The organism is Phycisphaeraceae bacterium (assembly GCA_015709595.1).
Taxonomy (GTDB): Bacteria; Planctomycetota; Phycisphaerae; order Phycisphaerales; family SM1A02; genus CAADGA01.
In genome coordinates this window covers 3,128,298-3,151,062 of the sequence record CP054178.1, presented here as the reverse complement: position 1 = coordinate 3,151,062, position 22,765 = coordinate 3,128,298, and the positions used below count along the sequence as shown (strand labels likewise).

The 22,765-nt window shown below is 66.5% G+C and carries 14 protein-coding genes; 5 read left to right on the top strand and 9 right to left on the bottom strand.

The annotated features are described in order from the left end of the window. Positions 1-23 precede the first annotated feature (23 nt). From HRU76_13355 to HRU76_13335, 5 genes are all read right to left on the bottom strand, one after another. Positions 24-1,271, bottom strand: a complete 1,248-nt coding sequence (locus HRU76_13355) for an SBBP repeat-containing protein (GenBank protein QOJ18514.1) — start codon at positions 1,269-1,271, stop codon at positions 24-26. A 52-nt stretch (positions 1,272-1,323) separates the two neighbouring features. Further along, the gene (locus HRU76_13350) at positions 1,324-2,151 is read right to left on the bottom strand and encodes a PD40 domain-containing protein (GenBank protein QOJ18513.1); all 828 of its coding nucleotides are present in this window, start codon (positions 2,149-2,151) and stop codon (positions 1,324-1,326) included. Beyond that, positions 2,127-2,342 (bottom strand): hypothetical protein, encoded by a 216-nt coding sequence (locus HRU76_13345; protein ID QOJ18512.1) that lies wholly within the window; start codon positions 2,340-2,342, stop codon positions 2,127-2,129. The genes HRU76_13350 and HRU76_13345 overlap by 25 nt, the downstream gene beginning before the upstream one ends. Before the next feature lie 103 nt (positions 2,343-2,445). Beyond that, entirely contained in the window at positions 2,446-4,653 is a 2,208-nt protein-coding gene (locus tag HRU76_13340) for an FG-GAP repeat protein (protein ID QOJ18511.1), read from the bottom strand. A gap of 125 nt (positions 4,654-4,778) precedes the next feature. Then, positions 4,779-6,611, bottom strand: a complete 1,833-nt coding sequence (locus HRU76_13335; GenBank protein ID QOJ18510.1) for a hypothetical protein — start codon at positions 6,609-6,611, stop codon at positions 4,779-4,781. Between the two features lie 407 nt (positions 6,612-7,018). Between HRU76_13335 and HRU76_13330 the strand changes: the two genes are divergently transcribed. The 3 genes from HRU76_13330 to HRU76_13320 all read left to right on the top strand — a co-directional run bounded on the left by HRU76_13330 (position 7,019) and on the right by HRU76_13320 (position 11,201). Further along, positions 7,019-7,915 (top strand): helix-turn-helix transcriptional regulator, encoded by an 897-nt coding sequence (locus HRU76_13330; protein QOJ18509.1) that lies wholly within the window; start codon positions 7,019-7,021, stop codon positions 7,913-7,915. A gap of 84 nt (positions 7,916-7,999) precedes the next feature. Beyond that, positions 8,000-8,578, top strand: a complete 579-nt coding sequence (locus tag HRU76_13325) for a sigma-70 family RNA polymerase sigma factor (protein QOJ18508.1) — start codon at positions 8,000-8,002, stop codon at positions 8,576-8,578. Positions 8,579-8,621: 43 nt separating this feature from the next. Further along, on the top strand, positions 8,622-11,201 hold the full coding sequence (locus tag HRU76_13320; protein ID QOJ18507.1) for a protein kinase: 2,580 nt from the start codon (positions 8,622-8,624) through the stop codon (positions 11,199-11,201). Between the two features lie 84 nt (positions 11,202-11,285). Here the strand turns inward: HRU76_13320 and HRU76_13315 are convergent, their stop codons facing one another. The 4 genes from HRU76_13315 to HRU76_13300 form a co-directional block, all read right to left on the bottom strand. Beyond that, positions 11,286-12,449 carry a transposase gene (locus HRU76_13315; GenBank protein ID QOJ18506.1) on the bottom strand — a complete coding sequence of 388 codons (1,164 nt, stop codon included), beginning with the start codon at positions 12,447-12,449 and terminating at the stop codon, positions 11,286-11,288. A gap of 338 nt (positions 12,450-12,787) precedes the next feature. Further along, a complete protein-coding gene (locus tag HRU76_13310; GenBank protein QOJ18505.1) occupies positions 12,788-13,216 on the bottom strand; it encodes a tyrosine-type recombinase/integrase in 429 nt (142 codons plus the stop codon). Between the two features lie 109 nt (positions 13,217-13,325). Next, complete coding sequence (locus HRU76_13305) at positions 13,326-15,959, bottom strand: tail fiber domain-containing protein (GenBank protein ID QOJ18504.1); 2,634 nt, start codon at positions 15,957-15,959, stop codon at positions 13,326-13,328. 105 nt (positions 15,960-16,064) lie between these two features. Further along, positions 16,065-18,845 carry a tail fiber domain-containing protein gene (locus HRU76_13300; GenBank protein QOJ18503.1) on the bottom strand — a complete coding sequence of 927 codons (2,781 nt, stop codon included), beginning with the start codon at positions 18,843-18,845 and terminating at the stop codon, positions 16,065-16,067. A gap of 104 nt (positions 18,846-18,949) precedes the next feature. Here HRU76_13300 and HRU76_13295 point away from each other — a divergent pair, with 104 nt between their 5' ends. Next, positions 18,950-19,645, top strand: a complete 696-nt coding sequence (locus tag HRU76_13295) for a sigma-70 family RNA polymerase sigma factor (protein QOJ18502.1) — start codon at positions 18,950-18,952, stop codon at positions 19,643-19,645. Beyond that, a complete protein-coding gene (locus tag HRU76_13290) occupies positions 19,638-22,571 on the top strand; it encodes a tetratricopeptide repeat protein (GenBank protein ID QOJ18501.1) in 2,934 nt (977 codons plus the stop codon). Before HRU76_13295 ends, HRU76_13290 begins: the two co-directional genes overlap by 8 nt. The last annotated feature ends 194 nt before the right edge of the window (positions 22,572-22,765 follow it).

Sequence of the window (22,765 nt, the reverse complement as noted above, 5' to 3'; positions counted from 1 at the left end):
CTGGTACAGGAAATGGGGGCAGGTCAGGCGAGCCACGCGTCGGACTCGCCGGCATTGGCGCCGCCGAGATTGCCGTATGTTTCACCACCGAGGCAGTACCCGCTTCCACCGGCCGCACTGATCGAGTTGGCGTTCTCCGATTCGGGAGAGCCGAACTGTCGCACCCACGACCGGGATCCAGCCGCGTCATACGAAGCCAACCAGACGTCACCTCCGCCGGCGTTTGGGCCGGCCAGCTCGCCATACGTCATACCAGCCACCACCGCACCACCCGATCCGTCCGATGTCACGCCGCTGGCGATATCCAGGGCAGCGGTGCCGAACTGCACGATCCAAGACTGAGTGCCTGCGCCGTCGTAGCGTGCCAGCCAGGCGTCCTCGCCGCCGCGGTGCGTGCCGCCAAGATTGCCGTAGGTGTAGCCGGCGATGTAGACGCCCCCCGCGCCATCCGGGGCGGCGGCGGATTCGGTGTAGTCGCCCGCCGCCGTTCCGATCTGTCGAATCCAGGTCTGGTTCCCGGCCCCATCGAATCGTGCGATGATCACATCTCCAAGCCCTAGGTTCTGACCTCCGAAGTTGCCGTGCGTGTTGCCGGACAGGAAGAACCCGCCCGCGCCGTCGGAGGCCAGGCCTCTGGCTCGGTCCCCGGTGTTCGTGCCGATCTGTCGCAGCCACACCCGGTTGCCCGATGCGTCGTAGCGCGCCAGCCAGATGTCCATGTTCCCGGCGTTCTGACCACCCAGGTTTCCCGAGGTGTCGCCCGCGACGAACACGCCGCCCGCGCCGTCAGGCGCGAGCGCCCGCGCATCATCGTCACCGGAAGTTCCGAACTGACGAATCCAGAGTTGATTGCCGTCCCCGTCATAGCGGGCCAACCACGCATCCCATCGACCGGCGTTGGCGCTGCCCAGATTGCCGTTCGTGGTGCCTGCGACGAATACTCCACCGGCTCCGTCCGGTGCGACTGACCATGCCCACTCGTGAGCCGACGTACCGGATTGACGGACCCACACTCGAGTGCCCGACGCGTCATACCTGACAATGATCAAGTCTGACAAGCCGTAATGAGTCCCGCCAATGTTGCCGGCGGTGCCGCCAGCGACCACGACGCCGTCGGCGTCAGCCCGCGCGACTGAGTAGACACTGTCCGCCGCGCTGGTTCCGAACTGCCCGATCCACGTCTGTTCCTGGGCCGAGGCCGGGATCGTCAAGGCGGTCGCCACGACGACGCCCGACACCACCACCAGCACACACCTGCGGAATGATGACATGATGACTTCCTCCTGAATCGAAACCGAAACCGCGCCTGTCCCGGCGACCGACTCAGCGCCTCCAGTTCGGATCGACGCCCTTGTTCGACAGCAGCGTCAGCCCCGTGCCGTCGAGGTTGATGCGGTAGATACCGCCCGACGCGCCGCTGCGGTGGAAGGCGATCCGCGAGTCATCCGGCGAGAAACTCGCCCAGCGCAGGTCGTTGCCCAGGTTGAGCGAGAACAGCATCTGAGGCGCCTGCACATCCGTCAGGTCCACCACCCGAATCTCGAGCGGACCCGTGAACTCCCAATCGGACATGGCGATCCAGTCACTGTGGTTGGCGCTGCGCGGGAAGATCGGGTCAGAGAGGCCGGGGATCGGCTCCACCGAAGCGATCTCCAGCGTTTCGTTCTCACTCCCGGTATTCGTCTGAGCGACGTGAATGAGCAGGGCACTCTCGAAGTCCGGCGCGCTGATGATCCTCACCCCGTCCGGCATCCACGCAGCGTACGAATACCACTCGAGCGTCGTTGCGCCGTCCGTCAGGCGCGTCAGTTCGGATCCATCCGGGTTGACCACGAAGATGTCCCGATAATCCCCCGATGGCCCGTCGGTGAAGACGATCTTGTGCTCGCCATCCGGTGCAGGGACCGGCGACCAGTCGGGGAACGTGGCGAGGGAGTACTGGTACTCGAGCGTCACGATGCGACGGAACCCGCTCCCATCGGCGTTGATGGTGTGGATGCCGCTGACGCCGCCGATCCGCCCCCAGAAGGCGATCTGCGTGCCGTCCGGCGACCAGACGGGGCCTCGGATCGATGCACCCTTCGGCGCCAGGTAGATGCGAGTCTTGTTGCTTCCGTCGGCGTTCATCACGAAGGCCGTTGCCGTCCACATAGGCGATCTCCGGATTGGGCGGCGGCGTGCCACCGCCTCCCCGCCTCCCCGCCGCCACCGCCGTTACCCCGGCCCTGGGCGAGGGCGGCCGGGGCCGCCACGAGCGCCAGCAGCGCCACGATCCACACCAGGAACATGGCGGGAGCAAGATGCGTGGTCCGACGATTCCAGTAGTTCAGCAGGTTCAGCATGATGCAGCACTCCGTTCCGTTGGGCGGGCCATCGCCCTGTAATCTCGACCCGAAAGTGCCCCCCGCGCAGGCCCACGAGCGTGCGCGAGGGGCGTAGAGGAAGTCACGGCAGCAGCAGCAGCGCGATCAGCAGGGCCAGGTCATCGCGCAAGGCCTCCTGATCGGCGCCCTCAGCCATCCAGTCCGGCTCGGCGGGGTTGCCATCCACCTTGGCCAGCACGCCCGCGAGCAGGTCGATGGCCGTCTCGTAATCCTCCGCGGCGATGGCGTTGGCCGCGTTGCGAATGCGGTTGGCCAGCGAGTTGCGTCGGCCCTTGTTGGCGTTGTCGTTGGGGCCGGTGAACTGCCCCAAGTCGATGCCGTCCACCGCCGCGCCGAGGGTTCGGGCCATTTCTTCGAGGAACACGGGCGGGGCGCCGGGCTGGAGCGGCGTGGGGTCGACCAAGTCATTCAGCCCGTCGCCGTCGGTGTCGGGGTTGAGCGGATCGGTCCCAGTTCCCTCCACGCCTTCATAGCCGACTTCCGCCCCATCCGACAGGCCGTCGTCATCCGAGTCGGCGTCGTTCGGATCGGTACCGATTTCGAGTTCCGTGCTGTCGAGCAGGCCGTCGGAGTCCGAGTCCTGGTTGATCACCTGGACCACGACGAATGGCGACAGCGATGTGACGGTGCCGCAGATGATCTGGTTCTCCTCATCGTGCGACGACGTGACATTCACCCACTCGCCGTTCTCGTAGTGAAGCAGCGCGAGCGACGACGGATCGCCCTCGAAGGTCTGCCCCGAGTAGTCGATGCACAAGTCGATCGTGCCAGTGAAGGTCGCGGTCGTTGTGATGTCGTAGTAGACGGGGGGCTCGCCTAGTTCGAAGCCGGAGGGCACGGGCGGCGCTTCGGTTGAGACCGTCACGCGTGTGTTGCCCGGCCTCGACACCTCGGCGAAGGCCACCGTCGCACCGGACTCCGGAAGTTCGACCACGAGGTTCCCGGCGGTGGTGTTAAACACGCGATAGACGGTGACCAGACCGGAGTCGCCCCCGTTGGCGGTATCAGCGCCGGGCCAACCGATGAGCGCTTGGAGTCCGGACAAGGCGACGAACGCCGTCTCACCGCTTGTCGCGCCGGCGCGAACGATGCGACCCGTTTCCTGATGCCACTCGATGCCGTCAAAGCGGAAGATGAACGCGCCGCCCGGCGCGAACTGCGGGGACCCGCCTTCGCCGGTGATGATGAGTTCGTCGTCGACCGAAACGGTCTCGCCGAAGCCCGCGCGTTCGATCGGCGTATCGGGATTCAGTGTGGACTCGTAAGTCCAGATCCCGGCGACTCGACGGAAGACGTGAACCACACCCGCGCGGGGCACGCCGCCCACCGTCGTTCCGGTGGCGCCGACGGCGATAACATCGCCGCTGATGGCGGGTGAGCCACCAAAGAAGTCGGACGGGCGGAGAATCGAATTGTTGGAGCCGTCGACGAGCAGCAGATCAAGGCGCCGCTCGAGCACCCATGTGCCGCTGCCAGCGTCCCGTCGATAAAGATACGACGCGCCCGAGTTATTGCCGTAGTCGTCCTTGCTCAGCGCCGACGCCACGAAAACCGGCTCCGCCCCTCTCGCGTCGATTTCGACAGTGGAGCCGAACTGCTCGGCACGGAGCACATCGGCTGGTACAAAGTCGGCGAGATCCTGAACCCACCGCCGAATCCCCGGATCATACCGCCAGACATACACGGTTCCGGAATTGTTTCGGTTGGTGCCGTTCTCGGCCTCGGCATTTGGCGCACCGACGATGGCGTAGTCGCCACTGACATCAGCACTGACGCCGTAGAAGTCAAGCGAAGCCGGCCCCACCGGATCGAGTTTCTGCTCGAAGACCCAGTCCTGCCCGTCAAAGCGGTAGATGTAGGCGCTGCCAGGCCAGAGTGCGCCTGAGCCGATGGCCGACGTTCCGAAGACGGCGCCGACGACGGCGACATCGCCGTGAGGCGACGGCGAAATGCCCACGCCAATGCCGAACTGCGTGAACTCATGATGCGGCGCCGGATCGGGGTTCAAAATTGGACCCGCCTCCTGCACCCACACGCCGCTGGCATCGCGCCGAAAGATGTAGACCGACCCGGACAGGCCGGGCCCCTCGCCGGTGGCGCCCACGATGGCGAGATCGCCACACACATCGATGTCGTGGCCCAGACGGTCGCCCACTTCGTCGCCTGTGTTCGTATCGGTATGCAGAATCTCCTGAACCAGCGTCTGAGCCCCCGCGCCAAGGGGCGCTGCGACGCCGAAGGTGACGCTCGCCAGAGCGCGGGCCAGCATGAGACGTAATCGTGCCATCTTCGGTCCTTTCCTCGCGTGGGGTTGTTGGATGTGTCAACGGATGACAACAGGCCGACCGCGGGCCCACGATTTCCGCGATCGGCCTGCGCGCCATCGGCGCGCCCTCACTCGAGGAGCAGCAGCGCGATCAGCAGGGCCAGTTCGTTGCGCAGGGCCTCCTGATCGGCGCCCTCGGCCATCCAGTCCGGCTCGGCGGGGTTGCCGTCCACCTTGGCCAGAACGCCCGAGAGTAGGTCGATCGCGGTTTCGTAGTCGTCCCCCGCAATGGCGTTGGCCGCGTTGCGGATGCGGTTGGCCATGGAGTTGCGTCGGCCCTTGTTGGCGTTGTCGTTGGGGCCGGTGAACTGGCCCAGGTCGATGCCGTCCACTGCCGCGCCGAGGACTCGGGCCATTTCCTCGAGGAACGCGGGCGGGGCGCCGGGCTGGAGCGGCGTGGGGTCGACCAAGTCATTCAGCCCGTCGCCGTCGGTGTCGGGGTTGCAGGGGTCGGTGCCGGTTCCTTCGACGCCTTCGTAGCCCACTTCCGCCCCATCCGTCAGGCCGTCGCCGTCGGAGTCGGGGCTGAGGGGGTCAGGACAGTTGGTGCCATTGGCGATGGCCATCTCGACCTCGGTGCCGTCGAGCAGGCCATCGCCGTCGGTGTCGGGTTTGTTGGGGTCGGTGCCGAGAGCGATCTCATCGGCGTCGGTGAGGCCGTCGGAGTCGGTGTCGGGGCTGATGACGCGAGGGTCAACGTATGTTCGGAACATCCAGTCGACGCCGCCCTCCCGAAGAACCCATGGGTCTGTTGCGACCTTGAAAAACGCTGACCCGCCCGCATAGACGTCGCCCGTGCGCCCCCACCACGAAGTGGACACCTCCGACTCGAAAGCCGTTGGGCGCAGAACGATCGCGAGTTGATCGCCGGGTTGCACCCGCAGGCCGGGCTCAATGTCGATGCGAATCCACGACGGCCCGACCGGGATGTCGTCGTATCGCACCGCACCCGCGGCCAGAATGACATCCCCCGGTGTTCCCCCTTGGGCGGGACGGACCTCCCACGTGACGTCGCGGGGCACTCCGCGATCCGGCTTGAGCAGAAAAACCTCGAACGCGCACAGATTCCCGTTCATGCCCACGGTGAACACCTGCGCTTGGCGAACCGGCAACCACAAGGGCTGGTCGACGTCGATCTCGGAGTCGAGTTCCTGGTCGAGGATGCACCCCTCCGGCTCCGGCGGCGCCGCAACAGTGATTTGTGCGAAGGCGGACGCTGGGGGAAACCTGCCATCGATCGTGGAGAAGCGGAACCCGATCGAATCGCCGCTCATGAGACTGAAGTCGTGAGCATCATCGGCCGAATCCAGTAGGCCTTGAAACTCGAAGGTGTAGTCACCACGTTCCTCGACGATCGGATTACTGTGCTGATAGGCGACCTGGATATCAGTCGTCCCGCCGTCACCAGAGTCCTGTCTCCGGACCAGATCGTGGGCCACGTAATAATCACCCACAAACCGTGTACTCAACCCGATGAACCAGACATCGTCACCGGGCTCGGCACGCAAGTCTGTGTCGTTGTCGCCATTGAAGTCGATGATGCCGGTGAACTGTCCACCCCCCTCGTGCGCTGGTCGAAAAGTCGCGTCCCGAACGAGGACAGCAATGAACAGACGAACGCCGTCGTTCTTCACCCACACGGTCACGTTACCCTGTGTGTGCTGCGCTGCGTCGTCCCACTCTCCGGAGTCGATTCGCCCGTCAATCACCGGCGTCACCTCCGACCATGCGGTGAATGTGAACTCTTGCGCCATGCAGACCAACGAGGGCCCAAGTGTCGAGGCCGACAGCAAGAGGAGTGTCATCACAGTGAGGTTTGGAACGTGACTTGTCCTTTGCGTCCGCATCTGACTGCCTTTCGATGTGAGTGCATCCAGTCTCTGTGCCACCGCTCGCACCATGACCTGCGTTCGCCATGTCGCTGAGGCAGAATCGTGCAGGTCGGGCCTGACGCTCGTGGTCGTCGGCCATAGAAGATCGCGGAAGGTGTGGGCACACGGGGCAATGCCGCCCCACGTGTTTCTGAGCAGGAGCAGCCACCCGTGATCCTGCCACAATCGCCTTGCCCGCCTGCCCCGCCATTTTCGCGTCCCCCCATAGCCAAGCAATCCCCCTGAACAGAGGGGGTCGTGCCCCGGCCATCGACGCCAGCCCCGAAACCCTTGCGCCGCAGGAACCTGGCCTCGATGCTCGGCACACGGGCGATTCTCACACGCACGCGGAAACACGCCGTGTCGGCCGAGTGCGATCCGCCCACGCCTTCCACCTCGCGCGGGGGTTTCTCATGGGTCGAAGCGAACGAATCAGGATGGAGGACGCACGCGCCCTGCTCGCGCTGCAGGCGGAACTGCTCCAACTGCCGCCCCTCTCCCCCGCGTGGCAGCAGCACCTGCTGCACCGCCTGCGTCGCCTCGTTCCTGCCAAACTCGCGTGTTTTCAGGAATTGCACTCCTTCATCCCGCGCCGATGGCCCTTTGCGCCGCGAGGGGCTGCGGTCGGCGACCTGGACGACGCCGGCTGGCGCGACTTCGCCGCCTACGCCGCCAAGTGCAACGAACTGAGTCGCCTCGACACCGCCCGGCGGCGGCGCGGCGAGCCGATCCACGCGGTGCCCGAACTGCTGGAAAACACGCCGCCCATGCTCAGCCCGTTCTTCCACGCCCTCAGCAGCCTGAACGGGCGGCTGTTCACCCACAGACGGGAAGAAGTCACTTCGGATGACGAGTGGTATGCATCGCCCCTGATGCAGCGTCATCTGAGCGTGTCGGAGTTGGACGACTGCGTCATCACCCTGCGCCGGCTCGATGGCGAAGGCCGCATCGTCGGCTTCGCCCTGTACCGCGACCAGGGCGACCGACGTCGCTTCTCACCGCGTGAGCGGGCCATCCTCCACCTGCTCCACGAGGCCATCGAGCACTGCTACGAGCGGGCGCTGGCCCGGCCCCATCTTTCGCCCCGTCTTGCCCAGACCCTCGATCTTCTCCTTGAAGGGCTGGCGGAGAAACAGATCGCCCGCCGTCTGGGCATCAGCATCCACACCGTTCACGAATATGTCACCGACCTGTACCGCCGTCATGGCGTCTCCGGGCGGTCGGAGTTGCTGATCCGCGTGCTAGGCGGCTCGGCGCGCACGGGCAATGGCGCAGGAAGCCCCCTGCCCTCAAATCGCGGGCCCGGCGACAGCCCGCCCCACGACCGGGGCTGACCGACGTCACCGGCTGCGGGGTTGGGGCCGGGAACCGGCCGGTGGCGCCTTCCCGATTCCGTCCGGCTCCGTTATGCTGTTTCCGTGGCGACGGCGAACGTCCATTCCGGGCACACGACGCGGATCCTGCTGGAGCTGGCAGGGGGCGACCGTTCCGCCGCCGAGCGACTGGTCCCCCACGTATACGACGAACTGAGGCGTCTGGCTGCGTTGCACCTGCGGCGGGAAGCGCCGGGGCACACGCTCCAGGCCACACTGCTGGCGGATGAGGCGTTCCTCAAACTCATCGACCAGTCGCGGGTTGAATGGAAGGGTCGGGCGCACTTCATGGCGGTGGCGTCGCAGATCATCCGGCGCCTTCTGGTGGACCACGCCCGGCTGCGCTGCGCCCACAAACGCGGTGCCGGGTGGGAGCGCGTGGCGATGCACGAAGACGCGGCGCCGACCGTCAGCGACGAGGTGGATCTGCTGGCCCTGGACGACGAACTCAACGCCCTTCGGTCCCTGAGCGAGCGCCAGGCGCGCGTGGTGGAGCTGCGGTTCTTTGGCGGGCTTTCGGTGGAGGAGGCCGCCGAGGTGCTGGAGGTCTCGCCGCGCACCGTCAAGGGCGATTGGATGATCGCCCGGGCATGGCTGCGGGCGCGTCTGGACGGCAAGGATTGATTGCCCCCGCGGACCCGATTCTGCGCTTCTCCTGTGGAGGCCCATGCCCAGCGAATCGGACATCGAGGCCACGCTGCACCGGCGCGCCTCCGAGATATTTCTCGCCGTGTGCGATCTGCCCGCCGACGACCAGGGGGCGGCGGTGGACCGGCTCTGCGCCGACGACCCGCTCGTGCGCCAGCGCGTGGAGCGCCTGCTGCGCGGGCACCGCACGTCGACAGGGTTCCTCGAGCCCTCCACGCGCGCCGTGGCGTCGGCTGACAATCGGCCGGCGGCCGATCCTCGTCTGGTGGGGCGCGTGATCGGCGGCTTCCATGTGGTCGAGCCGCTCGCGGGGGGAGGCATGGGTTCGGTGTACCGCGCCGTGCAGGAGAACCCGCGGCGCGACGTGGCCCTGAAGGTGCTCACCCGCGCCGCCGCCTCGCGCAGAGCCACGCGCCGTTTCGAGTTCGAGGCCGAGGTGCTGGGTCGGCTGCAGCATCCCGGCATCGCCCAGATCTACGGCGCGGGAACCTTCGATGACGGCGACGGCGGCACCCCGTACTTCGCCATGGAGTTCGTGCCCGGCGCCAGGTCGATCACGAGGTTCGTCCGCGAGAGAGCCCTGTCGCTCCACGACCGCGTCGAACTGTTTCTGCAGGTGTGCGAGGCGGTGCATCACGGCCATCAGAAGGGCGTCATCCACCGCGACCTCAAGCCCGACAACATCCTGGTGGACGCGAACGGAAGGTCGCGCATCATTGACTTCGGTGTGGCTCGGACCACCGATATCGACCTGACCGCGGCCACGCTCTGCACGACCCAGGGTGAACTGGTGGGCACGCTGCAGTACATGAGCCCGGAGCAGTGCGGCGGCGCGGCAGACGACGTGGACACGCGCAGCGACGTGTACGCGCTCGGGCTGGTGCTGCACGAACTCCTGCTCGAGCGCCTGCCCTACGACGTCAGCCGCATGACCGTCACGCAGGCGCTCACAGTGATCCGCGAGCCGCGCTCATGGGACGCCTCCCGAGGAGGCGACGCCCTGCCGCGCGACCTTTCGCTCATCGTGCGCAAGGCAATGGAGATCGAACGCCACCGGCGCTACGGCGGCGTGGACGAACTCGCCGACGACCTGCGCCGGTTCCTCCGCCACGAACCGATCCGAGCCAGGCCGCCCGGCGCGGTGTACCACGCGCGTCTCTTCGCGCGACGGCATCGGACGTTCTCCGCCGCCGTCGGCGCGGGGCTACTGATGCTGGCTCTTGGCTCGATTGTCAGTGCTTTTCTGGCGTCGGCGGCGATCCGGCAGCGCAACCGGGCCGCCCAGGCGCAGGGCGTCGCCGAGCGCGCCTTGGCCGAGCAGCGCGCCGTCGCCGCCCTCATGCTCGACATCATGCGGGCCTCGATCGGCGAACAGGAGACGATCTCGAAGTCCGATCTGCTGCTGGCTGCGGACCGGCACCTGGCCCGCAGGATGATCTCCGACCCGCAGGTGGAGGCCACACTGCTGGAGTACGTCGGCGTCGCATGGCTGGCGCGCAACGACGTGGCGTGGGCGCGCCCGCACCTGACTCGCGCCCTGGAACTGCGCCGCGCGACGGGCGAGGTGGACGCCGCGCTCGCCGACTCCCTGCATCTCGCGGCGCGGCTCCACATGACGGCGGGCGAGGTCGAGGAGGTGCGGCGCCTACTGCGGGAGTGCCTCGCCGTGAGGCGCACGATCTTTGGTGCGGATCACATGTCGCGGGCCGACGATTCGCTCCGCAACGCAACCTGGGTGTACCTGGAGGGTGAACCGGAGGGCGAGGCCATTCTCGCAGAGAAGCAGGCCGCGCAAGCCGCCGTCCGCGCCCCCGGCGATCCGCCGATCTACATTCCCCGCGATGAGGGCTTGCCACTCGTCTTCGAAGACGACTTCGAGTCGGATTCGCTCGACCCCGCGTGGTCCATCTCCACCGTTCGCGTGCGCGAGTGGGAGGCCGCGACTAAGGATTCCGCCTGGGTGGTGAGGCGGATCGCACCCGCCGAGCCGGGGGAGGCCACCATCTCCGCCCATCGGCAGACGCCGCCGCTCGGTGACTTCCACCTGCGTTGTGATCTGCAGTGGCACGGCGCCACCGTGCGGGACATGGGTACCATCGTCGTGGAGGTCTTCGGCGTCGATGAGGCCCTGCTGCTCCGCGCGGGGTTCTCCGACGGCTGGATCGACTTCCGGGGCAGTGCGTCGGTGGTCAGTTATCCCACGCGGATGCGACAGGCCCGGTATGCCACGACCGGTCCGCACACCATGTCGGCCACCGGTGCGCTGGCGTTCGACATCGTCCGCCGGGGCGAGCGCATCACGGTCTATCGAGAGGGCCGGGAAGTGTTCGTAGACCGAGTGCCCGAACCGCTGGGCGCCGTGGACATGAAGGTTCTCGGGTATGAGCACGTGGATCGGCTCGGTCGGACGTCCGCCTTTGCGCCGCTCGGCGTCGCGTCCATTTCGCTGCACGGTCGCCCGCCGTCGATCGGCGATCGACTCCGCATGATGTGCGACCCCACTTGCGCGCTCCGTCTCAACCCGTGCTTGGGGCCCGCGAATCACCCAGCGGAGGTTGGGCGCCGTAGCCGCACGTCCACTCTCTGCCGACGGCGTTGACCTCGGCGGACGGGGCCACTGACAAGTTCCTGCCTGCACAAATACCTGGTACACACTTCTCTCCCGGCGATTCCCGCGTGGAACTCACGCCGCCTCCCGCCACCCATAGTGCCGCAGCAGCCCGCCCAGCCGCTCGCGGCAGGCCAGTTGCCCGCCTTGCCGTGGCGACGCCCGGGATTGCGCCTCAGTCCGCCCACCGTTCAACTCCCGCCCCGAGCCCGCGTGCGCTGTGCCCGCCAGTCTTGCGGGTTGGCCCATCTCCGGTTGCCGCACCAACCCCAGCGGCACATTCCCCACCCCCTGATGAGGCCGCTCGGTGTGGTAGTGGATGAGGTACTCACGGACCAGATGATCCAGGTGCTTCTTGCCGAACACGATGAAGTGATCGAGGCACTCCTGCTGCAGCGTCTGCACCATCCGCTCGGCGTAGGCGTTGAGGTTGGGTGACATGATCCGCAGCGTGATCGGCGTGACGTTTCGTCGCCTGATCGCCGCATCGAACCCCGGCCCGAACTTCGAGTCGCGGTCACGCAGGATCATCGTGGGGAGGTTGTGGTCATCCTCGCGATGCGATTCGACGAACGCGATGGCCTGCTCGCGGCTCCACCGCCGACTGGGATGGAACGTGCCCGGCGAGACCCAGCACGTGCGGCTGGCGACGTTGATGAACAGGAGCACGTAGGCATCCTTCCAGCCCTTCCAGGTGAGGACGCGTGTCGCCAGGAAGTCGCATTCCCACAGCGTCCTGGCATGACGGGTGATGAAGGCATCCCAGGTGCCCGTGCCTCCCGCCGGTCCCGTCGGAAGTCCCTGCTCCTTCAGGATGTTCACGACTGTGGAGCGGGAGACGGAGGTGATGCCCAGCTTCTTGAGTTCGCCCAGGATGCGCGTGTACCCCCAGCCCGTCTCCCGTGCGATCCTCAGGATGATCTGGCGGATGTCGTCGGGTGTGCGCGGCCTGCCCGGCTTCCGGGGGCGGGGGCGCGTGCCAGACTTCCACGTGTCCCCCTTGAGCCACCGATTGAAGGTGTGGGGTGTGACGATGGAGACCAGGTGCCGAATCGCCGTACCGACCAGCCGCCCCAGCCGGACCAGGCGCTCACGCTCTCGTGGTGTCACCTTGATGCACCGCGGCAGTTTGGACCGGAGGATGGTGTTCTCCTCTTTGAGGAACTGGATCTGCCGGATAAGGTCGGCGTGACTGGCGTGAGCCAGCCAAAGCAGGAGCGGGTCGATGAAGCGGTGCATCGTGGTATGGTGGCCTCAATGACCTTGGAATCAGTGAAGGCACAGTATTTGCACAGCGCCAAGGGTTTACGGTCGGGGGTAGAGAGGAAGGCGCCTGTGAGGAAGGGGCCGGCAGGTGTTCCACCGTGTACCACCTGACCCGCGAAGTTGGGTGTACAGCCCCAACTCGGCGCTCGCGCGCTGTTAACCAGATGGCACTTTTTTTCCAGTGCGCGCCGGGTTAACAGAAACGGAGAGCGCGAAAGTGACCGCTCGGCGCTCTATCGACCAAATGGTCCGAAATCACCTCTCGATGCCGCGGCGAACGCGACGCCCGCAAACCCCTTGAAGACAGGCATTTACGCGCGATGTCGCCTCGCGCTCGCGCCGCGCTCTCCGTCGCGAGTTCGAGGAGAGTTGTGCACGGGGAGACGCAGCGCCAGCGTCTCGGTGATGCGCAGCCCCGCGCGATACAGCACAGTGAGCAGCGCCCGGTTGCGGATGCCTGCCGGTGAATCCTCGCGGCACGCGGCCAGCAGGGCGGCGACCTCCGCGTCGCTCAGCACCTCGGGCGGGTAGCGGCGGAGGGGCTTGGATCGCGCCCGTGCGCCAACGTCGTGGCCGTGGGGCGGCGTGGGGGCGGAGCGGCCCTCGTCGTCGCGCGTCGCGTTGGCGTGGCGGTGCCGCGTGGCTGCGTAGTGGTCGCTGCTTTGGTCGTCGTCCTCACCGTCTGCGTCATCGTCGCCATGCGCGCCTCCTCGTCCCCCAGCGACGGTGGGGTACCTCAAGAGGCCGCATGGAGGCAAGGCAGTTTCGGCCGGGGCAGTGACGGATCCGGCGGAAAGCGCGACGGGAAGGTAGCACAGCGGCGAGGTTGTCGTGTCGTATGCGTCGAACTCAGCGCGTTCCGTTATGAGCCTGGGAATCCGTGTGGCTGGAATTTGAGCGCACTGACATGAGTTCCGCCAAGCGCCGCTCGACTTGCTCAAGTCGCGCGTAGAGGCCCGTGATCTCGGAGTCCTTCTCGGTTCGCAATTGTTGGATCTCTGCATCCTTCTCGGCGCGAAGTTCACGTAGGGCCTCGACCACGAGCGCTTCGAACCCGCGGAAGGTAAGCCGCTTATAGCCATCGTCCGCTGCCGCGACCCAGTCGGGGAACACTTGCTCCACGTCCTGAGCGATCATGCCGACGCGACGTCCGGGCAGTTCGTTGATCGCGGCGGGATCGAGGTACTCGAACGTCACCCCTTGGAGCGCCAGCAGCGCGTTGAGTGACCCCTGCAGCGGCTGCACGTCTCGCTTGAGTCGCCGATCTGAGGCGGTGGACCACGACCCGCCGCCCGGTTTGCCGGCGTCACCGTTCACTTCGAGCGTGAAGCCAGGCGTCTCGGTACCGATGCCGACACGTCCATCCTTGAGCCAGGTCATGCGCACGCCTTCGTTCGCGTTGAATTTGCGCGACCAGAGACGGAGTTTGTCGTCGCCCCCGTCGTACTCGAGTTCAAATCCGAAGTCGTTCGCCTCAAACAGGCGAAGACTGGACAGCAGGCCATTGCCCCCCCGAACCTTGACACTGGTGTTGCTGTTACCTCCCTCAACATGGAGCAGGTCGGTGGGCGACACCGTGCCGATTCCCACTTTTCGAGAGAAGTAGTTGCTGCTCCCTTCCGGTCCCGTGAAGTACCCAGCATACCCCTCCGGACTCTGCGTGAACCCCCAGACACCCTTGTTCTGACCGCTCGTGGAAGCGCCGCGGCCGTAGACACCGGCTCCGGTGGGGCTGTTGCTCTGGCCGTAGACGCCGTAGTTGAACGCCGTGTTGGCACTGGCCAGCCCATACACGCCGCGACCTGTGGCGCTGTGATTCACCCCGGCAACACCAGACGTGGCGCCGGTCTGAGCCACCGCCTCACCCATGACGGCGACCCCGGCCGTGCTGTGATTCAATCCGAAGACGCCGTATGTCACGCCGGTGCCTGAGCTAGCCGTTCCCTGCACGCCGCGACCCGAGACGCTCGACGATGAAAACTGACCGCCCCAGGTCTGGCCGGTCGGTGCGTTGGCCTGCCCAACAACACCCGTGCCGGACGTGCTGTTGGAGTCACCCCAGATGGCGAAACCAAGTCCGGATGTGGCGGTCGCTTGGGCGTAGATCAGTCGGGCATCGGTCGAGACCACGTGAATCGGATGACTCGGCGACGTGGTCCCGACGCCAAGGCGGCCGGTCACATCCACCGTCCCGTTGACCGTCAGCGGGTTGCTCGGTTCGGATGTGCCCACGCCGACGCGACCATCGGCGATGCTCAGTCGCTCGCCACCCTGCTGCACGAACACGATGTCGTCATCCGCCGTGGCGTTGTTGTAGATGGACAGACGCGAACCTGATCCGCCGCTGGCCTGATATATGATTCCGGCGCGCTGACTGTCGCCGCCGCCGAACGATCCTGGCGGAAACTGAATGCCGCCCGGCACTTCACCCGTGGACGGCGCGGGCATGATCACGCCGCCGACCACATGGAGTTTCGCTGCGGGCGATTCCGTGCCAAGCCCGACGTTGCCGGTCGCATCGATGTAATTGTCCTGCAGCCGCACCTTGCCCTTGGTGGAGTAGATCGCCCACCGGTTGGCGGGCGTGAACTGAATGAGGATCGAGTACAGCGATCCGCCTCGAATATGCAGGTGGCTGTTGGCGTTGACGGTTGAGGTGTTGATGCCGACGCGGTCGAAGGTGTACACCTTGCCGTTGTTGACCTGCCATCCTTCGCTGCCGTCGGCGCCGCCCATGTCGTCGCCGTTGCCCCAGTCGCCATCGTCGCCGCCGTTGGACCCGTCGCCGCCGCCGGGCGGCAGGGCAGGATCGTTCGGCGGGCCTTTCGGTTTGCCCGGCCGACGCGCGCCGTCTCGACTGCCGCGCACCCCACCAAGGCCATCGCCTCCCGCGCCGCCCAGTTGCTCAACACGCCCATCGCTTGGAACGTCGTCGCTCGATCCTTCACCGTCACCGCCTGCATTATCGTCAGCATCCGCATCCAGCGACGCGATCACAGCCGGGTCGATCATTGTTGCCCGCCGCGCCCCCGGCTCCGCCGCCGACTCGACGGACCCGCCCATGGACCATCCGCCCGCCGGGATGAACCGTCGCGGCGACAGAATCGTGCCGTTGATGACGATCTCCAGCCACGCCCCGCCGTCATCGACGAGTCCTTCCGACAGGCCAAAGTCCAATCCGACGACGACGATGCCTTGGTTCACACGCCACTGCTGAGCCGCCACGGTGGCGCCGATCTGATCGTCGCCCGTGTCCGTGGTGAACAGGCGAAACTCGAGGTCGGCCACGCCGGAGAAGGGCACGCCGCGCCAATGGAGTTCCCCTCGGTAGATCAGGCGCTGATCGGTCATCGCGTCGAGTCGAGCTGCCGACGCTTCGGCGGTCGTCGGCGGGTCATCGGCGTTCCGAAGACCGAGCGTCGGCGCGGCCGGCAACAGCGACAGACATGAGATGGTCAGACACGTGGTGATGCGAGAAGTCATGGTCGATCCTCGAAGCGAGTCAGGACGATGGGTACCGGGACGAACCGGCGCGCACGGACCAAGCTCCCTCACTCAGTCCGTGCGCGGCCAGGCGTGCTCAGCCGCTCAGTGCGGCGTTGGTCCCGCGCGAAGCAGGTGCTTCTCCAGTCGCTCAAGTCGGGCGCGGAGTTCGGCGATCTCGGCGTCCTTTTCGGATCGAAGCTGCTCGATGGCGGCGTCGCGCTGGGCGATCTGGGCGTCCTTCTCGGCGCGGAGTTCCCGCAGGGCCTCCACCACGATGCCCTCGAAGCCGATCACGGTGAGCCGCTTGAAGCCCTCGGCGTCCTCGCTGATCCACTCGGGAAAGATCGGCTCCACTTCCTGGGCGATGAAGCCGGTGTACGTGCCGGCCATGTTGCCCTGTGATGCGGGGTCGATCCACTGATAGGTCACGCCGCGCAGGGCCAGCAGGTCATCCAGTGCGTGGTCGATGGTGCGGATGTTCTTCTTGAGCCGCGCGTCCGATGAGATGGTCCATGAACTGCTGGTGGGCTTGGCCGCGGAATTGGTGGAGAGTTGAAGTTGGAAGGTCGGGCTGAGGACGCCGATGCCGACGTTGCGCTGGAAATAGTTCGAGCTGCCGGCAGATCCTGTGAAGTAGCCGCCGTATCCGTCCGGGCTGTCGGTGTGCCCGCGAACACCGAAGTTCTGACCGGACGAATTCGACGCGTGACCCAGCACGCCGGTTCCGGTCGTGCTGACGCTGGTGCCTCGAACACCAGTCGTCGACCCGGTTGTGGAACTGGCGCCTCCGTAGACGCCATTGCCGGAGTCGCTGCTGCTCAACCCGCGCACACCGAACGTGGATCCAGACAGCGAGGTCGCATGTCCGAACACCCCATGCCCCGACGTGCTCGTGCTGGAACCATACACGCCATACGCCGGACCGAACTCGGTGACTGCCGCGCCGAAGACGCCTCGGCCCCCCTGACTCTCGCTCTGGCCAAAGACGCCGGCGCCCTGCCCGGTTGCCGCCGATGACCAGCCGTACACAGCGCGGCCGTCAACCGCCGACGTTGAGCCGAAAACGGCTCGCTCAGATGCGGTCTCAACATGCAACGGATGCAGCGCGTCGCTCGTCCCGACTCCCACATTTCCAAGCACGTACAGCCCATCCTGCGGCACCGTGGTCGGATTCGATCCGATCGCCACACCGCCATTGCTGTAGACGCGGAGCTTGGTGGCTCCGTCCACGCGGACGCGCAGCGCATCCTCGTTGGCGAACCCGCGCACGTCCAAGCGGCTGTCAGGCGACGTGGTGCCGATGCCGACGCGATCGGTTGAGCCGTCGAGCGTCAGGATGTCAGTGAACGTCGTCCCGTCCGTGCGTGCCATGAACAGCTTGGTGGGCGTGCCGCTGACGCCAAGGTTGAAGCCGAAGGTGGAATCGTTGCGCTTGATCAGCAGGTCCGCGTTGCCGCTCACGTTAGCCACGTGAAGTTCCGCCAACGGAAGGTCCGTTCCGATGCCCACGTGGCGCTGAAAGTAGTTGCGGCTCCCCGCGGGGCCGGTGAAGTAGCCGGAGAAGCCCGTCGGGCTGGCGACCTCGCCCAGCACGCCGATTGTGTTGCCGGTACTGGACGCGGCCCAGCCGTGGGCGCCGACGCCCGACGTGCTCATGGAGGCGAAACGCCCGCCGAAGTTGGCGCCGGTGGTCGATGTGGCGATGCCGTAGACGCCGCGGCCCGTGCTGCTGGCGCTCTGCCCCTGCACGCCGTAGGTGATGCCGCTCGTGGCCAAGGCCTGGGCGAAGACCGCGTTGCCGGAGGTGCTGGAGTTCTCAAAGCGTCCGGCGGCCGTGTTGCCGGTCGCTGCCAGCGACTGCCCCAGCAGGGCATTGCCCGAAGTGGCCGAGTTCTCGAAACGACCCGTGCCACCCACGAGGTGAAGTCGCTCCGTGGGTGTCTGCGTGCCCAGACCGACGTTCCCTTCAAGGTATGTCAGACCTGAGTTGGAGAAGATCGCGTGGCGGGCGGCGTTGGTGTTGCGCACCCAGAGCGTCTTGAACTTGTTGCTCACCACATGAAGTTGCGTGCCACTGTTGGGATTGGATGTTCCGATGCCGACGCGATCGGTGGTCCACACAAAGCCATTGCCCAACTGCCACCCGCCTCCATCGGGCTCCCCCATTTCACCCTCATTGCCCCAGCCGCCTCCGCCGAGACCGCCACTGCCGCCGCCAAACCCGCCGCCAGGCAAGCCAGGGCCGTTCGGTCGCGAGGGCGCACCGGCGCCACCGCCACCGTTTCCGCCTGACCCGGCGCCGCCGCCCAACGAGCCGCCGGTTTCGCCAGAGTCGTTCCCATCCTCACCCGCCTCATCGCCGTGCCGCTCTTCGGATTCCAGCTCATCAAGCAGTTCGCGATCGACCTTCACGGCCTGCCGCGATCCAGTCGAGCCGACCTGGCCCGGGCTGAGCGACCATCCTGCGGCTGGAATGAACCGTCGCGGTGACAGAATGACGCCGTTGACGGAGACTTCCATCCACACGCCGTTCTCCACCGCCGCTGGGTCGGTCACGCCGAAGTCCAATCCCACGAGCACCTCGCCATCGGTGACCGGCCACTGGGCCGCCACCACCGGCGACCCGATCGGATCGATGCCGGTGGGCGACGCGAACAGGCGGAACTCCAGGTCCGCCAGTCCTGACCACGGCGTGCCGCGCCAGGAGAGATCGCCTCGGTAAATAAGGATGTCATCCCGTAGGGTTGTTCCCTGCTGGGATGGCGTCTCGTCGGGTCGATGATCGGCGCCGCCGCGCGGTTCGTCGCTCGGCAGGGCCATGCCCCACGCCGCACTGACCAGCACACCGCATCCGATCACGCTCAAGAACCGTTGGCCTCGCATCTGCTTCTCCTCGGTTGGTTGGTTGATTCCATGGGCTCGGCGACCGGTGGGGTCATCCATTGCCCCGGGGCGTCCGCTTGACTGGCAGCGCGGAACCCGTTGCCATGGCCATACCATGGTCCCGTATCGCGGGCTCGCGAGAACCGGCCCGTCCCGCATGTTCCGCGACACGCCGGCGGCGATTGGCTCATCCGATTCGCAACGATCGGGATTACTTCGTGACCCACGGCCCCGATGACATCACGACCCTGCTGCGGCAGGCGACGGCGGGCGATGACCACGCCTTCGAGCGATTGCTGCCGCTTGTCTATGACGAGCTGCGTCGTCTCGCGGCATCTCAGCTGAGACGGGAACGAAAGGACCACACTCTTCAGCCGACCGCCCTGGTGAACGAGGCCTATCTGAAACTGATCGATCAGACGCAGATCCAATGGGAATCGCGCGGCCACTTCCTCGCCATCGCCGCAACGGCGATGCGGCGGATCCTGGTGGATCACGCCCGCGGAAAATCACGAATCAAAAGAGCCGCGCCGGGCGAGCGTGTCGCGTTTCTGGATGACCTCGTCGTGCGCGACGAGTCAGATACCGACCTTGTCGCGCTGGATGAGGCGCTCACAAAGCTCGGCGCCATCGACCCTCGAAAGGTCAAGGTCATTGAAATGCGATACTTCGCCGGACTGACGATCGAGGAGACCGCCGCGGCGCTGGGCATCGCGCCCGCGACGGTGAAGCGAGACTGGGAGTTTGCGCGGCTCTGGCTGCTGCGCGAGATGACCGGGGGCAAGCCGCCTTATGCGTGACATGATCCACCGCGTCGAGTCGATCGTCCTGGAGGCGCTGGCCCAGCCACCCGATGGCCGCGAGACCTTTCTGGAACGCGCCTGTGGACATGATGAAGCGCTGCGACTCGACGTGGAATCGCTGCTGGTCTTTGAAGAGCAGGCCACCGACTTTCTGGAGTCGCCGGCCTTGGACTGGTCGGCCGCGATGGAGGCGACGGAATCGCCCGAAGCATCCGCCATCGACGACGCGGACGTGGGGCGCCTCATCGGGCCGTACCGTCTCGACGCCCGCATCGGCGCGGGAGGGATGGGAAACGTCTATCGAGCCCGCCGCGTGGACGGGCACTTCGATCAAGTCGTCGCCGTCAAACTGATTCGGCGCGGCCTCGATACGGAGGATGTGCTCAGTCGATTCCGCACCGAACGCCAGGTGCTGGCGTCGCTGCAGCACCCCAACATTGCGCGGTTGCTGGATGGAGGTTCCACCGATGATGGTCGTCCGTACCTGGTGATGGAGTACGTCGAGGGCGAGGAGATTCACTCGTGGTGTGACGCCCGTCGGTTGACCATCGATGCTCGCATCGACCTTGTGCGCCGCGCCTGCGCCGCTGTTCAGGAGGCCCACCGACGCCTGATCGTGCATCGCGATCTCAAGCCGTCCAACATCCTCGTCACGGCCGACGGCGAGCCGAAGTTGCTCGATTTCGGAGTTGCCCGCATGCTCATGCCTGAGCCGGGCGATCAGGCGCGCCCCGATGTGACCGACCACGCCTCCCGTCGGCTCACGATCGCCTATGCCAGCCCCGAACTCATTGCGGGCGAGCCGACCACCACATCGACCGACGTCTACTCGCTGGGCGTGATCCTGTTCGAGTTGCTGACCGGCGCGCGTCCGCGCGACGTGGCGACGGAGGAGCCGCGAATCGCGCTCGAAGCGCTGGAGCGCGACGGCGCGCTGATGAAGACGTGTCTGGCCCGCGGCAGCACGCCGACCGTGCTTCGCCGCGCGCTGGCTGGCGACCTGGCCACGATCGTGCAGACCGCGCTGCGCGCCGATCCGTCGCGGCGTTACGGATCGGTCGAGCAGTTTGCCGAGGATCTGCGGCGGTACCAGTCGCTCCTGCCTATCGCGGCCCGCCCTGAGTCGCTTCGGTACCGGGCGGCGATGTTTGTGCGGCGCCATGCCGGCGCGGTGGCGGGCGCGACGGCCGCCTCCATCGGCCTCATCACCGCCGTCGCTGCCATCGTGGCGTTCTCCGTCCGCGCCGAGTCGGCGCGGGTCGAAGCCGAGACCCAGCGCGCCGTCGCCGACGAGGTCAACCGCTTTCTCGGCGACATGCTCGCCGCGCCGGAGCCGTCGCGCCTGGGCCCGGATGTGACCGTCCGACAGGTCGCAGATGCAGCGGCGGAACGCCTTGAACGTCGGGAGTGGCAGTTCACGCATCCGCAGGTGGAGACAGGGGTTCGCGCCGCACTCGGCCGCACCTACCTGGCGCTGGGATTGTTCGACGAGGCGGAGCCGCACCTCTCGGCCGTGCTTGCCAGCCGCCGAGCTGAGGCCGTCGATGCCGACGGGTCTTCGCTCGGCCTGGCGGCTGCCGTGCATCAGTTCGCCATGCTCCGGCTCGGTCAGGCGCGGTATGAAGAGAGTCTCGCGCTCTTCGAGGAAGCGCTTCGCCTGCGCGACGAGATTCCGCGGGGGCAGTCGCCCACACGCGCTGAAATGCTGACCAACCTCGGTCATCTGTTGTCGCGTCGAGGAGAGTTCGATGCCGCTGAAGCACGCTTGCGCGAGGCGGCGGTGCTGGCCAAACGCGATGGCGGATCGGATCACCCGCTTGTCACCGCTGTGCTGAATCAGCTGGGCGCCATCAGGCACTCACGCGGCGATTTGGAGGGGGCCGAGGCGATCCTGCGCCGATCCCTTCAGGCCGCGCGGGCGGCGCGGGGTGACAGGCATCACGACGTTGTGCAGGCCCTGAGCAGTCTCGGCCTGGTGGTGCGCGACCGCGGGGCGCTCGACGAGGCCCAGTTGCTGCTTTCCGAGGCCGTGAGTATGTCACGTGCGGTGCATGGAGCGCAGCATCCCACGCTGGCGGTCACGCTCAGCAATCTCGCCGTCCTTCACCAGCGCGCTGGCCGGATGGACGACGCCGAGCCATTGCTGCGCGAGGCGCTGGCGATCCGCGAGTTGCGCCTGAATGAGAACCACCCTGACACCGCCGCCACCATCAACTCTCTCGCGGCGATCCAGCGGTCGCGCGGCGCGTTCCCTGAGGCCGCTGCGCTGTACGCACGAGCCCTGGCGATCCTGAGGCGGACCTTCACCCGCGACCACCCCGATATCGCCACGGTGTTGAACAACCTGGCCGCCGTTCAGTATTCGATGAACGACCTCGATGGGGCTGAGCAGTCCTTCCGCGAAGTCGTGGCCATGCGCCGCACGTTGCTGCCGCCTGACCATCCGGACCTGGCCATCGCGCTGAACAACCTGGCGGTCACGCTGATCGAGCGCGGTGCGACGGCGGAGGCGGTGACCTGTCTCCGGGAGGCCGAGGCGATCCAGCGGGTCAAACTTCCCGCCGGGCATCCTCTTCTGGCCGGAACCCTCGTGAGTCTTGGGGCCGCGCTGGTCGATCAGTCGCTCTTTGCCGAGGCGGAAACGGTGCTCGCCGAGGGACTGGCCGCGCGGCGGGCCGCGACAACCCCGAACAATGGACAGATCGGCGCGGCGGAGATCCTCCTCGGACTGGCCAAGCAGGGGCAGGGGCGGTTCGACGAAGGCGCCACGTTCGTTCGATCCGGCGTTGACCACCTTCGGGCGGGGGCCCCGCCTCGACAGCAGCGTATCGCGTTCGAGCGCCTCGTCCGGTTCAGTCAGTTGTTCGGACTTGAGAACGATGCCGCGGAGTATCGCTCCCATCTCGACCGAGTGAGGCAATAGGACTCAAGCTATCAGAGGCGACTTTCCCATTGAGGATCGACGCGGTTGCGGGTTGATCAGGTCTCTACGGAACCGGGGCTCCAAGTTGTACGACCACGTCAATCGCTGAAGACGCGAATCTCGTTAGAGACTGTTTCAGAACAGTAGATGCCTGGACTTGATCGACTTGATCCGCGAGCAGACGAGCATCGCGG

Bases quoted from the DNA above. Each gene is read 5' to 3' on its own strand.
- HRU76_13335 (QOJ18510.1), bottom strand. From the start codon at position 6,611: ATGGTGCGAGCGGTGGCACAGAGACTGGATGCACTCACATCGAAAGGC.
- HRU76_13355 (QOJ18514.1), bottom strand. From the start codon at position 1,271: ATGTCATCATTCCGCAGGTGTGTGCTGGTGGTGGTGTCGGGCGTCGTC.
- HRU76_13350 (QOJ18513.1), bottom strand. From the start codon at position 2,151: ATGTGGACGGCAACGGCCTTCGTGATGAACGCCGACGGAAGCAACAAG.
- HRU76_13290 (QOJ18501.1), top strand. From the start codon at position 19,638: ATGCGTGACATGATCCACCGCGTCGAGTCGATCGTCCTGGAGGCGCTG.
- HRU76_13345 (QOJ18512.1), bottom strand. From the start codon at position 2,342: ATGCTGAACCTGCTGAACTACTGGAATCGTCGGACCACGCATCTTGCT.
- HRU76_13320 (QOJ18507.1), top strand. From the start codon at position 8,622: ATGCCCAGCGAATCGGACATCGAGGCCACGCTGCACCGGCGCGCCTCC.
- HRU76_13295 (QOJ18502.1), top strand. From the start codon at position 18,950: ATGGCCATACCATGGTCCCGTATCGCGGGCTCGCGAGAACCGGCCCGT.
- HRU76_13330 (QOJ18509.1), top strand. From the start codon at position 7,019: ATGGAGGACGCACGCGCCCTGCTCGCGCTGCAGGCGGAACTGCTCCAA.
- HRU76_13305 (QOJ18504.1), bottom strand. From the start codon at position 15,959: ATGACTTCTCGCATCACCACGTGTCTGACCATCTCATGTCTGTCGCTG.
- HRU76_13315 (QOJ18506.1), bottom strand. From the start codon at position 12,449: ATGCACCGCTTCATCGACCCGCTCCTGCTTTGGCTGGCTCACGCCAGT.
- HRU76_13340 (QOJ18511.1), bottom strand. From the start codon at position 4,653: ATGCTGGCCCGCGCTCTGGCGAGCGTCACCTTCGGCGTCGCAGCGCCC.
- HRU76_13300 (QOJ18503.1), bottom strand. From the start codon at position 18,845: ATGCGAGGCCAACGGTTCTTGAGCGTGATCGGATGCGGTGTGCTGGTC.